Origin of the sequence: Streptomyces sp. NPDC048018 (assembly GCF_043202995.1) — a bacterium.
GTDB lineage: Bacteria > Actinomycetota > Actinomycetes > Streptomycetales > Streptomycetaceae > Streptomyces.
In genome coordinates this window covers 470,584-485,010 of record NZ_JBIDBK010000001.1, presented here as the reverse complement: position 1 = coordinate 485,010, position 14,427 = coordinate 470,584, and the positions used below count along the sequence as shown (strand labels likewise).

At 73.0% G+C, this 14,427-nt stretch carries 11 protein-coding genes; 2 read left to right on the top strand and 9 right to left on the bottom strand.

Translation table 11 applies throughout. The features are described 5' to 3' along the window. Positions 1–34: 34 nt before the first annotated feature. The 9 genes from ACGF1Z_RS02250 to ACGF1Z_RS02210 all read right to left on the bottom strand — a co-directional run bounded on the left by ACGF1Z_RS02250 (position 35) and on the right by ACGF1Z_RS02210 (position 12,498). The gene (locus ACGF1Z_RS02250; protein WP_393000276.1) at positions 35–571 is read right to left on the bottom strand and encodes a three-helix bundle dimerization domain-containing protein; all 537 of its coding nucleotides are present in this window, start codon (positions 569–571) and stop codon (positions 35–37) included. A 267-nt stretch (positions 572–838) separates the two neighbouring features. Beyond that, on the bottom strand, positions 839–2,191 hold the full coding sequence (locus tag ACGF1Z_RS02245; protein WP_392998953.1) for a cytochrome P450: 1,353 nt from the start codon (positions 2,189–2,191) through the stop codon (positions 839–841). Between the two features lie 165 nt (positions 2,192–2,356). Further along, positions 2,357–6,631 (bottom strand): molybdopterin-dependent oxidoreductase, encoded by a 4,275-nt coding sequence (locus ACGF1Z_RS02240; protein WP_392998951.1) that lies wholly within the window; start codon positions 6,629–6,631, stop codon positions 2,357–2,359. 100 nt (positions 6,632–6,731) lie between these two features. Further along, positions 6,732–7,631 carry a TauD/TfdA dioxygenase family protein gene (locus ACGF1Z_RS02235; RefSeq protein ID WP_392998949.1) on the bottom strand — a complete coding sequence of 300 codons (900 nt, stop codon included), beginning with the start codon at positions 7,629–7,631 and terminating at the stop codon, positions 6,732–6,734. A gap of 97 nt (positions 7,632–7,728) precedes the next feature. Further along, entirely contained in the window at positions 7,729–9,075 is a 1,347-nt protein-coding gene (locus ACGF1Z_RS02230; protein WP_392998947.1) for an LLM class flavin-dependent oxidoreductase, read from the bottom strand. A 154-nt stretch (positions 9,076–9,229) separates the two neighbouring features. After that, positions 9,230–10,204 carry an ABC transporter permease gene (locus ACGF1Z_RS02225; protein WP_392998945.1) on the bottom strand — a complete coding sequence of 325 codons (975 nt, stop codon included), beginning with the start codon at positions 10,202–10,204 and terminating at the stop codon, positions 9,230–9,232. Further along, a complete protein-coding gene (locus ACGF1Z_RS02220) occupies positions 10,201–11,049 on the bottom strand; it encodes an ABC transporter ATP-binding protein (protein WP_392998943.1) in 849 nt (282 codons plus the stop codon). Before ACGF1Z_RS02220 ends, ACGF1Z_RS02225 begins: the two co-directional genes overlap by 4 nt. Positions 11,050–11,051: 2 nt before the next feature. Next, complete coding sequence (locus ACGF1Z_RS02215; RefSeq protein WP_392998941.1) at positions 11,052–12,122, bottom strand: ABC transporter substrate-binding protein; 1,071 nt, start codon at positions 12,120–12,122, stop codon at positions 11,052–11,054. Positions 12,123–12,414: 292 nt separating this feature from the next. Beyond that, entirely contained in the window at positions 12,415–12,498 is an 84-nt protein-coding gene (locus ACGF1Z_RS02210; RefSeq protein ID WP_393000274.1) for a putative leader peptide, read from the bottom strand. A gap of 310 nt (positions 12,499–12,808) precedes the next feature. Here ACGF1Z_RS02210 and ACGF1Z_RS02205 point away from each other — a divergent pair, with 310 nt between their 5' ends. Then, positions 12,809–13,795, top strand: a complete 987-nt coding sequence (locus ACGF1Z_RS02205) for a glutathione S-transferase family protein (RefSeq protein ID WP_392998939.1) — start codon at positions 12,809–12,811, stop codon at positions 13,793–13,795. A gap of 260 nt (positions 13,796–14,055) precedes the next feature. Then, positions 14,056–14,424, top strand: coding sequence for a PRC-barrel domain-containing protein (locus tag ACGF1Z_RS02200; protein WP_392998937.1), 369 nt, complete (start codon positions 14,056–14,058; stop codon positions 14,422–14,424). Positions 14,425–14,427 lie beyond the last annotated feature (3 nt).

The following is a 14,427-nucleotide window of genomic DNA, read 5'->3' as shown; positions in this document are numbered from 1 at the left end:
TCCGCGGGACCCGGCGGGCGCGCGGGCGCCCCGGTCATCCCCCGAACTCCGGTGCGGTCCTCCCACGGAAACCGACCGTCCCGTCATCGCCCTGCCTCCGATCCGCGGCCGCGTCCGGCTCCGGACCGGGCGCCCGGACATCGGCCGTCCGGCCGCCGTCGGCCCTGCGGACCGCGTCCAGCGCCTTCCGGGACCGTCGTTCGACCAGGATAGGGAGGTACGCCCGGACCCGGGCCTGTTCGAAGTGGCCGTACGACGCCACGACCGCGGCCTCGACGGCGGCCGCGTCGACCGAGGGGTAGGCGGTCGTCAGCCGGGTCACGAGATTCCTGAGGGAGGACGACTCGTCCGGCGGGCCGGAGGGAGCCGGTCCGGACGGCTCCGCGGGCCCGGGCCCCCCGCCCTCCGCGGTCGCCACCCGCGCCCCGCTCGTCACGGCCCGCGCGGTCGTACCCGTCGCCGGGGACGGCGTGGCCGCCGCGGGCGCACCGGCCGGCGTACCGGCAGGACGGCCCACCCCTTCGCCAGGACGGTCCGGGCCGACGGGCGGAGCGCGGTCCTCCGCCGTCATGGCCACACCCATGCCACGTCCCACGACCTCCCGACCGTAGAACCACCCGACCCGCCGTCGTCGCGGGAAGGCCCGTCAGGTTCATTGTCGGCGCGCCCCGACAAGATCGCCCTCCGGAGCAGCGCGCTGCCCGGCGCGCCGAAGCCCCCGTCCCGCCCGGGAGCCGTCGGGCCGGGAACTCCGGCCCACGGCTGCCGTCGGCCGCACGGCTGCGCCGGGCGAAGGCCGGCCGCGGGGCTCCGCCGGGCGGGAGGTGCCGGCCCGGCGTCAGGCCGAGGCAGGCGGCGCGACGACCGGGACCCGCAGCGGCGCGCGGAAGGAGAGCAGGCCGAGGGTGGGCGCCCGGGCCGCTTCCGGTGCGAGCCGGACGCCGGGCAGGCGGCGGGCCGCCGCGCGCAGGGCCACGGCCGCCTCCGTACGTGCCAGGGCCGCACCCGGGCAGCGGTGCCGCCCCACCCCGAAGGCGAGGTGGTGGCGGATGTTCGCGCGGCCGGGGACCATCTGCCCGGGGGCGTCGAAGACGTCCGGGTCGGAGCCGCTGCCCATGAGCATCAGCAGCAGTTCGGCACCGGCGGGCAGGTCGACACCGCCCAGCTCCAGCGGGCGCGCGGTGACCCGGCGCCAGGAGGTGACGGGTGGCTCGCGCCGCAGCACCTCCTCGACCCACGCCTCGGCGAAGCCCTCCTCGTGCGCGGGCCGCGGCCACACCCCGGGCTCGGCGAGTGCGCGGCGCAGCACGGTGGAGATGAGCTGTCCGGTCGTGGACTGCCCGGCGATGAAGACGAAGAAGCACGCCCCGACGGCGGTCCGCGGATCCAGCGGCGTCCCGTCCGGCAGGCGGTGCCGGGCCAGGGCTCCCACGAAGCTGTCCTCCGGCGCCGGCCTGCGGTGCACGAGTTCCGTGAGCCACTGGTGGAACTCGCCGACCAGCTCCGCCAGTTCCAGTCGGCGGGCGGGCGAGGGGCGCCCCCAGAAGAGCTCCAGCGACGCGTCGCTCCAGCGCACCAGCGTGGCGGCGTCCAGATCCTCGATGCCGAGGAGCCGCATCATCACCCGGCAGGGCAGCGTGTGCGCGAACGCGGAGAAGAGGTCGCTCTCCCCGGCGCCGGCGAGCTCCTCCCGCACCGAGTCGAGCAGTTCGTCCGCGATCCGCTCGATGACGGGGACGGCGGCCGCCACCCGCTGGGCGTTGAAGAAGCGGGTGACGACGCGGCGCAGGCCCGCATGGCTCTCGGAGGCGTTGTTGGCCAGCGCGGGACGCAGCCGGAAGCCCGCGCGGGCGAGAACGCGCAGCACCGGCACGCCCAACGGCGTGACCGCGTTCTGGGCGTTGTCGGGCCGGAAGGACGCCGGGTCGAGCAGTACCGTGCGGATGTCCTCGTACCGGCTGACCAGCCACAGTCCGGTGGCGGGGTCACGGTGCACCGGCGCGTCGGACCGCAGACGGTCCAGCCACGGGTACGGGTCCCTGACGAAGCCCTCGTCGAAGAGGTCGAGCAGCCCGAAGGGGTCTTCCGGGGCCGTCCCCGGGAGCGTCGAGGCGGCCGGACGCTCGTACGGGCAGGATCCGGCCGGGGCCGGGGCCGGGGCGGACGCGGGCGTGCGGAGGGCGGAGGTCACGCTCGCGGACGCTAGCACGCGCTCCCACCCGGAGCGGGAGGTGTGTGCGGGGGATCACTACCCGCGATCGGCGCAGGCCAGGCGGGCACGGCGCGGCCGCCCGCTCCACGGCGCGGCGACGAGGCCGGGCGGGCAGGGCGGCCGGGCCTGCCGGCGCCCCGGCTCTCAGTAGACGTCGCGGACGTAGCGCTTGTCCGCCGCCATCCGCTCGACGTAGGCGGCGGCCTCCTCCTCGCCCATCCTTCCGTGGCGGGCGACGACCTCCCGAAGGGTCCGGTCCACGTCCCGGGCCATGCGGGAGGCGTCGCCGCAGACGAAGAGGTGGGCGCCGTCCCGCAGCCAGGACCAGAGGGCGGAGCCGTGCTCGCGCATCCGGTCCTGGACGTAGACCTTGTTCCGCTGGTCGCGCGAGAAGGCGACGTCGAGCCGGTCGAGCCGCCCGGCGGCGAGATGCGCCTCCAGCTCCTCGCGGTAGTAGAAGTCGCCGGCCTCGCGCTGCTCACCGAAGAACAGCCAGTTGCGGCCGGTGTGACCGCGTGCCTGACGGTCCTCCAGGAAGCCGACGAACGGGGCCACGCCCGTCCCCGGACCGACCATGATCATGGGGGTGGCCGGGTCGGCAGGCGGGCGGAAGTGCGGGGACGGCTGGACGAACACCTGGACGGGCCCGTCGTCCGCGTGATCGGCGAGATAGGCCGAGCACACGCCGGTGCGGCCGCGGCCGCGGTCGTTGGTGTAGCGCACGACGGAGACGGTGAGGCGCACCTCGCCCGGGTGCGCGAGCGGGCTGGACGAGATCGAGTACAGGCGGGGCCGCAGGCGCTTGAGGACGGCGGTCCATTCGGCGGCGGACGCGCGAACGGGGAAGGCGCCGATCAGGTCGGCGGCCTGCAACCCCCAGCTCCACTTGGCGAGTTCGCCCTTGTTGCCCGGGCGCAGCAGCCGTTTGAGCTCCTGGCTGCCGGTGCGCTCGGTCACGAACCTCAGCAGGTCCGGGGTGATGCGGGTGATGTCCAGCCGGGTGCGCAGGGCCTCGGCCAGGGGGAGGGGCGCGGGGTCTCCGACGTCGACCGGTTCGTCGCGGTCGAGCCCGGTGAGCGCGAGCCACTCGGCGACGAGGTCGGCACCGTGGGCCGGCCATACGCCGAGGGCGTCGCCGGCCTCGTAGGCCAGCTCGCCGTCCCGGGTGTCGAAGGAGAACTGTCGTACCTCCTTCCGGGAGCCGGGCAGGCTGAGCAGCCGGTTGCCGACGAGCAGCGTGGGGAAGGGCGAGGACTTCGTGTACACCGTGGTGCGGGCCGCGGGGCCGGACGGGACCGCCCCGGCGGCGGGCCCCGTCGGGGTACCCGCCGCCTGCGCGGGTGCGGGAACGGGGGGCGGCGGGGCCGCTGCTTCTCGGACCGGGGGCGCGAGGAGCGGGAGGAGCGCGGTGAGCCACGCGCCGGAGCGCTGCTCGTGGTCCGGCTCGCAGTCGGCCCGGGGGTGCAGGCGGACGGCGCCCAGCTCGGTGAGGCGCTCGTCGACGCGCCGGCCGTGGCCGCAGAAGTCGTCGTAAGCGGAGTCGCCCAGTGCGAGCACGGCGTAACGCACGCCCTCCAGGCGCGGGGCGTCGTCCGCGCTCAGCGCCTGCCAGAAGGCGGCGCCGTTGTCCGGGGCGTCGCCCGCCCCGAAGGTGCTGGTCACCACCAGCAGATCCGCCTCGTCTCCGATCTCCGCGAGGTCGACGCCGTCCATGGAGAGGAGGGACGGGGCGAACCCGGCCTCGGTGAGGCGGCCGGCGGCCGTGGCGGCGAACTCCTCGGCGTTCCCGGTCTGGGACGCCCACAGGACGAGAAGGCGCCGGGCGGGAGCGGGGGGGGACTCGTCCCGGGGCCGGTCCGCCGGCGCCGGCCCGGGAGCGCCTGCGCGCGAGAACATCCCGGCGAGGACACCGTCGACCCAGAGCCCGTGGGCGGGGAGGAACGGCGCGGAGGCGGGCAGCACCGGGACCCGGCCGTCCGCGGGGGCGCCGGCCAGGCCGGTGAGATAGCCCGCGAGATAGCGGCGTTCCGGCTCCGAGAACGGGGGCGGCACGAGATCGGCGACCCCGAGCAGATGCGCGAGGGCGGAAGCCGGCGCGGGGACGGCCGTCGCGGAACCCGCGACCGTCTCCGTGCCCCGCGCCCGCTCCCCTTCCGGCGCCCGGTGCGGACGGGCGACGGGGACCGGAGCGGACGTCTTCGTGAGCGTGACCGCGCAGGCCTTGAACTCCGGCTGGAAGGAGACCGGATCGACGGCGTCGTGGGTGACGGCGTTGACGGCGAGGTACTCGCCGAAGAGATCGTTCCAGTGGAAGGGCGCGAAACAGTTCCCCGGCAGGACCCGGTCCGTGACCACGGCAGGCAGCACGGCCCGGCCGCGGCGTGAGGCGATCTCCACGGGGTCGCCGTCGGCGGCCCCGAGCGCGGCGGCGTCCTCGGGGTGGATCTCGACGAAGGGGCCGGGGTTCAGCTTCGTGAGCCGGGCGACCTTCCCGGTCCTGGTCAGGGTGTGCCACTGGTGCGGGAGGCGCCCGGTGTTGAGGACGAACGGGTAGGCGTCGTCGGGAAGCTCCGCCGGGGGCAGATGCGGGCGGCCGAAGAACCGGGCGCGCCCGCTCGGTGTCGGGAAGGCCAGCCGCGGACGGGAGCCGTCCGGCCGGACGAGCAGGGTCTGGCTGACACCGTCGTTGAGGTAGCGGACCGGGTTGCGGTCCGGGCCGTCGGCGGACGGTGCGGGCCACTGCACGGGCGCGACGCGCAGCCGCTCGTACGAGACGCCCCGCAGGTCCCACCCGGTCTGCGGGTTCCACGCCTGCTTGAGCTCCTCGAACACCTCCTCCGCCGACCCGTAGGTGAAGCCCTCGGCGAATCCCATCGCACACGCCACCCGCGCGATCAGCTGCCAGTCCGGCATCGCCTGCCCGGGCGGGTCGACGACGCCGCGGACGAGGGTGAGGTTCCGTTCGGAGTTGACCATGACCCCGTCGGACTCGGCCCACAGCGTGGCGGGCAGCACGACATCGGCGTAGGCGTTGGTCTCCGTCTGCGCGAACACGTCCTGGGTGACGACGAGTTCGGCGGCCTCCAGTCCGGCGATGACGGTCTTGCGGTTGGCCACGGAGGCGACGGGGTTGGTGCAGATGATCCAGCAGGCCTTGATGTCCCCGGCGGCCATGCGCTCGAACATCTCCACCGTCCCGCGCCCGACGTCCGTGCGCAGGGTGCCCTCCGGCACGCCCCAGAGCCTCTCCACGAAGGCCCGGTCGGCGTCGACGAGCACCGACCGCTGCCCGGGCAGGCCCGGTCCCATGTAGCCCATCTCGCGGCCGCCCATGGCGTTGGGCTGACCGGTGAGCGAGAACGGCCCGGACCCCCGGCGGCAGATGGCACCGGTCGCGAGGTGCAGATCGACCAGCGCGTTGGTGTTCCACGTACCGTGGGTCGACTGGTTGAGACCCATCGTCCAGCAGCTCGTCCACTCACCGGCCTCGCCGATCCAGCGGGCGGCCCGCCGGATGTCGGCCTCCGGGAGGCCGGTGATCTCCGCGACCTTCGCGGGCGGGTAGTCGGCGAGGAAGGCGGGCATCGCCTCCCAGCCCTCCGTGAACGCGTCGACGAAGTCCTCGTCCACGTGCCCGTTCTCGACGATCAGGTGCAGCAGCCCGTTGAGCAGCGCGAGATCCGTGCCGGGCCTGATCTGGAGGAAGAGGTCGGCCTTGTCGGCGGTGGCGGTGCGCCGCGGGTCGACCACGATCAGCTTCGCCCCGGCGGCCTTCACCCGGTCCATCATCCGGAGGAACAGGATCGGGTGGCAGTCCGCCATGTTCGCGCCGATGACGAAGAAGACATCGGCGTGATCGAAGTCCTGGTACGACCCGGGTGGGCCGTCCGCGCCCAGCGACAGCTTGTAGCCGGAACCGGCCGACGCCATGCACAGCCGCGAGTTCGACTCGATCTGGTTCGTCCGCACGAAGCCCTTGGCGAGCTTGTTCGCCAGGTACTGGGCCTCCAGCGACATCTGGCCGGAGACGTAGAAGGACAGGGCGTCCGGCCCGTGCTCGTCCAGGATCGCCCGCAGCCGCCGCGCCACGTCGGCCACGGCCGCGTCGACGTCCGCCTCGGCCTGCGCACCACCGCGCTCGCCCCGCACCAGCGCCGCCGTCGCCCGCCCGGCGGCGCCCATCATGTCGGCGCTGGTGGAGCCCTTCGTACAGAGGCGCCCGGAATTCGCCGGATGGGCCTTGTCCCCGGCGGTCCGCACGGCTCGCCGGGGACCGTTCGCCGACTCGCGCACGACGTCGAGGACGATTCCGCAGCCCACGCCGCAGTACGAGCACACCGTCCGGACCGTCTCGGTCACCGCTCCCTGCGACGCCACCGGCACCCCTCCCCGTCGGACCCCGGACGGGAAGTCTCCCATCCGGGGTCCGACGGTAGGAACGTCCGGTTTCCGGACGGTCACACCGCCTGCGCGCGGGCCGTTACACCCCCCGCACGCCGAACGGGCGCACGGTGTGAGTTCACGCCGTCGCGGGGGTGTAGTGGCCGGCGTCGTCGCCTTCGATGAGGTGACTGAGCGTGCCGTCGACACCGGCCGGCACGTCGCCCGCGACGGTCACGCGGTGCAGCAGGCGCGGCAGGTCGCCGTAGTCGTCCGGGGCGTAGTGCTGGGTGATGCGGTTGTCGAACAGGACGAGGTCGCCCGGCTGCCAGGCCACCCGCACGATGTTCTCGGGGCGGGTGACGTACGCCTGGAAGATGCGCAGCAGGTCACGGGATTCGGAGGGGCCGAGGCCGAGGATGCTCTGGGCGAAGCCCCCGATGAACAGGCCGCGCTCCCCGGTCTCGGGGTGGACGCGGACGACCGGGTGGGCGGTGCGGTACGTGCGGGACACGAACCGCCTGCGGTGCTCGGCCGCCTTCTCGTTCTTCGGGGCGGCGTAGTCGTAGGCGTTGGTGTGTACCGCCCACAGCCTGTCGGCCAGCTCGCGCAGCGGCTCGGGCAGGTCCTGGTAGGCGGCCGCGGTGTTGGCGATGAGGGTGTTGCCGCCGTAGGGCGGGACCACGATGGCCCGCAGCGTGGACGCCTTCGGCGGGGTGCGGACGAAGGTGACGTCCGTGTGCCAGTGGTTGGCGCGGATGCCTTCGTCGCCGTCGACGGGCAGGATCTCGGGCCGGCCGTCGACGGACGGCACGGTCGGATGCGCGGTGGTGAGCGGGCCGAAGAGGGAGGCGAAGCGGAGCTGGCCCGCGTCGTCGAGCTGCTGGTCCCGGAAGACGAGCGCCTTGTGCTCCAGGAGGGCGGAGCCGATCTCCGCGACGACGGCGGGGGCGAGGTCGCCGCCGAGGTCCACTCCGTGGATCTCGGCGCCGATCCGCCCTCCGATCCTGCGGACGTCGAAGGCGGTGCTGGTGGTCATGTGCGGGGTCCTTTCGTGAGGGCGAGGGTGCGGTTGAGGAGAAGGGGAGAGCTGAGGTGGGGGAGGTGACGTGGGGGAAGGGGGTGAGGGGAGGGGGTCACAGGGGCTGGCCCGCTGCCGCGGCCGACCGGCCGGCGGGGCGCGCCAGCCCGTAGTGCTCGCGCAGGGTGCGGCCGGTGTACTCGGTGCGGAACAGCCCGCGGCGCTGCAGGACCGGTACGACGTGGTCCACGAAGTCCTCCAGACCGCCGGGCAGATGGGGAGGCATGATGTTGAAGCCGTCCGCCGCGCCCTGCGTGAACCACAGCTGGAGCTCGTCGGCGATCTGCTCCGGGGTGCCGGCGAGGACGCGGTGGCCGCGTCCGGCGCCGAGCCGGGCGATGAGTTCGCGCACGGTCAGGTCGTCGCGGCGGGCGAGTTCGGCGACGAGGGTGAAACGGCTCTTGTTGCCGTTGATGTCCCGCTCCTCGGGCAGGTCGGGCAGCGGCCCGTCCAGCGGCACCCCCGTCAGGTCGGTGCCGAGCATCCCGGACAGCTGCGCGAGCCCGTATTCGGGGATCTGCAGCTCCGTGAGCTCCTGCTCCAGCGCGCGGGCCTCCGCCTCGGTCGAACCGATGACGGGGGCGATGCCCGGGAGCACCAGCAGGTGGTCCTCTTCGCGTCCGTGGCGGGCGAGCCGCGACTTGAGGTCCTTGTAGAAGGCCTGCCCGTCGGCGAGTGTCTGCTGGGCGGTGAAGACGGCCTCGGCGTACTGCGCGGCGAACTCCTTGCCGTCCTCCGACGAACCGGCCTGCACCAGCAGCGGGTGGCCCTGCGGACTGCGCGGAACGTTCAGCGGGCCCCGCACCGCGAAGTGCTCGCCGCGGTGGGCGATCTCCCGCACCCGGTCGGTGTCCGCGTAGACGCCGCGCTCACGGTCGAGCAGGATCGCGTCGTCCTCCCAGCTGTCCCACAGCTTCGTGGCGACCTCGACGAACTCCCGGGCCCGCTCGTAGCGCAACCGGTGTTCGAGATGCTCGTCGCGGCCGAAGTTGCGGGCCTCGTTCTCGGTGCCCGAGGTGACGATGTTCCAGCCCGCCCGGCCGCCGCTGATGTGGTCCAGGGAGGCGAACTTGCGGGCGGTGTGGAAGGGCTCGTTGAAGGTGGTGGAGACGGTGGCGATGAGACCCACGTGCTCGGTGACCGCCGCCAGCGCCGACAGCAGGGTGAGCGGTTCGAGGCCGCCGAGCGCGTTGTACCGGGCGTTCCCCCACAGGGCCAGCCCGTCGGCGAGGAAGACGGAGTCGAGCAGCCCGCGCTCGGCGGTCCGCGCGAGCTCCTGGAAGTAGCGCAGATCGGTGATCCGCTCGGGCTGGGTACGGGGATGGCGCCAGGCGGCGTCGTGGTGGCCGGCGTTCATCAGGAAGGCGTTGAGATGCAGGCGGCGGGGGCTGGTCGCGGTCATGGGTTTCCTCTGGTCGGGGCGGCGGGACGTCCGGGCGGCGGCGATGGTCGGGGCGGGCGCCGGGTGCCGGGTGCGGGTGCCGGGTCGATCGGGGGGGGCAGGTGACGGGTGTCGAGTGACGGGCGGCGGTCCGGTACGCGCCGGGAGGCGCCGGTCAGGATCCGGGGGAGACGCGCCAGGAGCTGAGCCGGCGTTCCAGGACCACCAGGAGCTGGTTGAAGGCCACGCCGATGGCGGAGATCGTGACGATGCCGGCGTACATCTGGGGGATGGCGAAGTTGTACTGCGAGGCGTTGATCAGATAGCCGAGGCCCGCCTTCGCGCCGATCATCTCGGCGGCCACCAGGACCAGGATCGACACCGCTCCGGCGAGCCGGATGCCCGTGAAGATCACCGGCACGGCGGAGGGCAGGATGACCTTCTGGAACAGCCGGGGCGCGGACAGGTCCATCGACCTCGCGAGCTTCAGCAGCGTGGGGTCGACGTTCCGCACGGCGCTGATCGTGTTGAGCAGGACCGGCCAGGCGCACGCGTAGACCACGATGGAGATCTTCGAGGTCTCGCCGATGCCCAGCAGCAGGACGAAGACCGGCAGCAGGGCCAGCGCGGCGGTGTTGCGGAACACCTCGAGGAGCGGGCCCAGGAGTTCGGCGACGGGCCGGTACCAGCCGATCAGCAGACCGAGGGGCACGGCGAGCGCCAGGGCCAGTCCGAATCCGCTGAAGGAGCGCACCAGACTGGCGTACGTGTGGTCGGCGAGCTGACCGTCGGCGGCCAGCTCCCACCAGGCGACGGCGACCTCGCTGAACGGGGGCAGGAAGATCCGGTCGACCAGCCCCAGCCGTGGCGCGGCCTCCCACAGCAGCAGAAGGGCCGCGATCGCGGCGGACTTGGTGACGCCGGTGACCAGCAGGGAACCGAGCCGTCGGACCACCCGGCGCACCGGGGCCGGCCGGACCGGGCCCCCGAGCGACGACCGCGGCGGTGGGGGCGAGGAGGTGCCGGGCGACGAGGGGCCGGACGGGGAAGGGGCGGGAGCGGAGGGCGCCGGGTCGCGGTGGGCGTCGGCGGGGCTCTCCGGGGTGGGCGGGGGAGTCTTCTCGGTGGTGGTCCGGGTGATGAGGCTCATGCGGTCGCCTCCTCCTTCTCCAACTGCTGGGCCCTGGCCACCTCGTCGTGCAGCAGCGACCAGATCCGGTGCCGGTGGCGGGCGAACTCGGGGCTGGAACGGATGTCGTCGGTGCCGGTGCGGGCGCCGAGGGCGACCGGCACGACCTGCTTGACGCGTCCCGGCCGGGACGTCATGACGGCGACGCGCTGCCCCAGGTAGACGGCCTCGTCGATGCTGTGCGTGATGAAGACGACGGTCTTCCCGGTCCGCTGCCAGATGCGGAGCAGTTCGTCCTGCAGCGACTCACGGGTCTGGGCGTCCAGCGCGGCGAACGGCTCGTCCATGAGCAGCACGTCGGGGTCGTAGGCGAGGCTGCGGGCGATCGCCACCCGCTGCCGCATCCCGCCCGACAGTTCGTGCGGATGCCGGTTCTCGAAGCCGGACAGGCCGACGAGTTCGAGGAACTCCCGGGCCCGTGCGCCCCGTTCGCGGCGCGGTACGCCGGTGGCCTCCAGGCCGAACTCGACGTTGCCCTGTGCCGTGCGCCAGGGCAGCAGCGCGTACTGCTGGAAGACGATGCCGCGGTTCAGGCCGGGACCGGTCACCGGCTCGCCGTCGAGCAGGATCCGTCCGGCCGTCGGCCGGGCGAGGCCGCCCAGCAGGTCCAGCAGGGTCGACTTGCCGCAGCCGCTGGGGCCGACCAGGACCACGAACTCACCCGCGGCGATCCGCAGGTCGATGCCGTCGACCGCGGTGAACTCCCGGGACCGGCGCCTCCCGCCCGCCGTCCGCTTCGGGTCCTTGACCGTGAAGTCCTTCCGTACGCCCTCGAACACGACCTTGGGCGTGGTGGATGCCGGCATGATCAGCTCCCGCTCTTCGAGGCGGCGGGGACCGGTGAGGCGGGCTTCGCCGCGCCGGCCTGCCCGGCCCTGTTGAAGTCGTTGGTGTAGAGGTCGGCCAGCGAGACCTGGCCCCTGCGGATGTCGCCGCGCTCGGACAGCCAGTCGATCCAGAGCTGGAGTTCCTTGCCGGTGATCCGGCCCGCCGTCTCCGCGACGCCGTAGGACCGCCAGTACCGGAGCGGCGCCGTGTCCTCGTTGCGTCCGCGCCTCTTCACGATCTCCGTCATCCGCGCGACGACCTCGTCGCGCGGAGTGGTGCGCGACCACTCGATGGCCCGTCCCACGGCGGTGACGAACGTCCTGGCCGTGTCGGGGTTCTGCCGCAGGAACCGGTCCGTCATCACGTAGGAGCCGGCGCTGAAGGCACCGAGGAGTTCGAAGTCCGTGAACAGCGGGCGGATCCCGCCGGTGGCCAGGGCCTTGTCACGCAGGATCCCGCCGAGCACGGCCACGTCGATCTGTTTCTGGCGCAGCGACTGCTCGGTGTTCACCGGAGGCACCACCAGCGGCTCGACCTTGTCGATGTCGGCCTCGGAGAGACCGCCACGCTGGAGATAGATGTCGAGCATGGCCTCCGCATGCGCTCCGAGCGTGTTCATCCCGACCTTCTTGCCGGCCAGGTCGCGGGCGGAACGGATCGGACTGTCGGCGAGGACGTAGTAGCCGTTGTATGCGTCCTTGTCGGAGCCGTAATAGCTGATGACCGCTTTGATGGGAGTTCTGTTCGCGGCCAGTTTCACGACCGCGCCGTTGAACGCCCCGCCGAAGTCCGTCTGCCCGGTGGCCGCGGACTGGATGTCCTGCGGCCCGCTGATCGTGTTGCCGATCCACTCCAGCTTCACGTCCTCCAGGTAGCCGAGGTCCTCGGCCAGCTCCGGCAGGATGACCTGCCCCGCCCAGCCCTGGTACCGCAGCGTCCGGGTGCGGCCCCCGCCGGACGCCCCTGAAGCGGAGGTCCCGCAGCTCACGGCGGCCGCGGAGAGGCCGAGCAGGGTGAGGAACTGTCGTCGGGTCGACGCCGTCGTGGTCATGGGAAGTCCTGTTCACGTGAAAGGGAGCGGTTGGGGGAGCTGCTGCGGAGCTCTTCCGTGGGTACGGCGACGGGACCCGCGACGCGCCGCCTGGCGACCCCGGGGAAACGCGCTGCCGGAAACGGCGCGTCAGGTCGCGGAAGGACGGTGCATGCGCGGGGAACCGGAAACGGGACCCCGTCGGGTGAATCCCCTGGAACGGTGGAAGAGAGGGCGCGGAAACCGCGGTGGCACGGTCAAGAACACTTGAACGGCCGGGAGCAGAGCAGAGGAGAGACGCCGTTCGGCGGTTCTACCGGCCGACGGCACAGATGGCGCTGGCTTGACGTCGCAGATCGACGTGGAGCCGCGCGGAGAGGTTGTCTGACGCGCTCACGTCCAAGAGGCTTGCAGCGAATTCCGGACGCGTCAACGGCTCTTCCCACTGCGTCTCGCATAGTGAATCGAGCGACACACGCGTGAAGCGCGGCGTTCACAACCGGCCCCTGACGGCCCGCGACGGTGCCCCCCGCACCGCCCGGGATCCCGCCCTCGCCGTCCGCGACAGCGGGGCGCGGCGCCGCCTGCGAGGCCGCCCCGGACACCCGGCACCTCCGGTCCACCGGACGGGCGCACGCCGCACCGCCCCGGGGCTCGTCACGCCCTGTCGCTTCGCGCGGGGCCGTCGGTGCGCTTACGCTCGAGGTGTGGCCGGCGACGGGGAGTACAGGCGGGATCAGCATTACCTCACGACGCGCGTCACGGCCGACGGCCGCGACGGCTGGCCCGTGGAGCCCGGGCGCTATCGCCTGGTGATCGCGCGGGCCTGCCCGTGGGCCAACCGGGCGGCGATCGTCCGGCGGCTGATGGGACTCGAGGGCGTGCTCTCCATGGGGATCGCCGGGCCGATCCACGACGACCGCAGCTGGTCCTTCCACCTGGACCCCGGCGGCAGGGACCCGGTGCTCGGCATCGAGCGCCTGCAGGAGGCGTTCTTCGAGCGCGACCCCGGCTACGCGCGGGGCATCACGGTGCCCGCGCTCGTCGACATCCCCACCGGCCAGGTGGTGACCAACGACTTCGCCCGCATCACGCTCGATCTCGGGAGGGAGTGGCGGGCCCACCAGCGCGCCGGCGCCCCCGACCTCTACCCCGAGCGGCTGCGCGACGAGATCGACGACGTCGCCGAGAAGGTCTTCCGTGACGTGAACAACGGTGTCTACCAGTGCGGCTTCGCCGGTACGCAGGACGCGTACGACTCGGCGTACCGGCGGCTGTGGCGGCGGCTCGACTGGCTCGAGGACCGGCTGGCGCGCCGCCGCTACCTGGTGGGCGACACCATCACCGAGGCCGACGTCCGGCTCTTCACGACCCTGGTCCGGTTCGACGCCGTCTACCACGGACACTTCAAGTGCAACCGGCAGAAGCTGACCGAGCTGCCCGCCCTGTGGGCCTACGCCCGAGACCTCTTCCAGACCCCCGGCTTCGGCGACACGATCGACTTCGCGCAGATCAAGGCCCACTACTACGTGGTCCACCACACCATCAACCCGACCGGGATCGTCCCGCGGGGGCCGGACACCCGTGGCTGGCTCACCCCGCACGCCCGGGAGGAGCTCGGCGGCCGCCCGTTCGGCGACGGCACTCCGCCGGGGCCGCCGCCCGAGTCCGAGCGGGTGCCCCCGCTCGGCTGAGGCCCGGCCCTGACGCCTCGCGGACGGCAGCCCACCGCACCAGGCGGAGGTGACGTGATCCCCTTGCGCCGCAGCCCTTGCGTCCCCTTGTGTCGGCCGCCTTGCGTCGGCCGCGGCGGACGTCGTGCCGAGAGGCGGGGCATGGGTCGCGGCGTGCGGGGCAGGCGGAGCCCAGGCGGGAACGCGTTCCGCCGGGCACCGCAGACGGAAAGGGGGACGGCGAAACAGGCCGTCCCGGCTACCGGAGGAGTTGTTTTCGGGTGACTGAGCACGGGTGGAGTTTCAAGTCGACCTCGGGCCATCTGGCCGGCACCGACCTGAAGGGCTACAAGGTCGAGGCGATCGACGGCGGTATCGGAAAGGTGGACGCGCACTCCGACGAGGTCGGCGACGCCTATCTGGTCGTGGACACCGGAGTGTGGATCTTCGGGAAGGAGGTCCTCCTCCCCGCGAGCACCGTGGTGCGGATCGACCTGGACGACAGGAAGATCTTCGTGGACCGGACCAAGGAGCAGATCAAGGACGCTCCGGAGTTCCACCGCGACAAGCACCTCGGCGAGCCCCGCTACCGCGACGAGCTCGCGACGTACTACGGACTGGGCGGCCCCTTCGGTGGCTCCCCCTTCTGACGC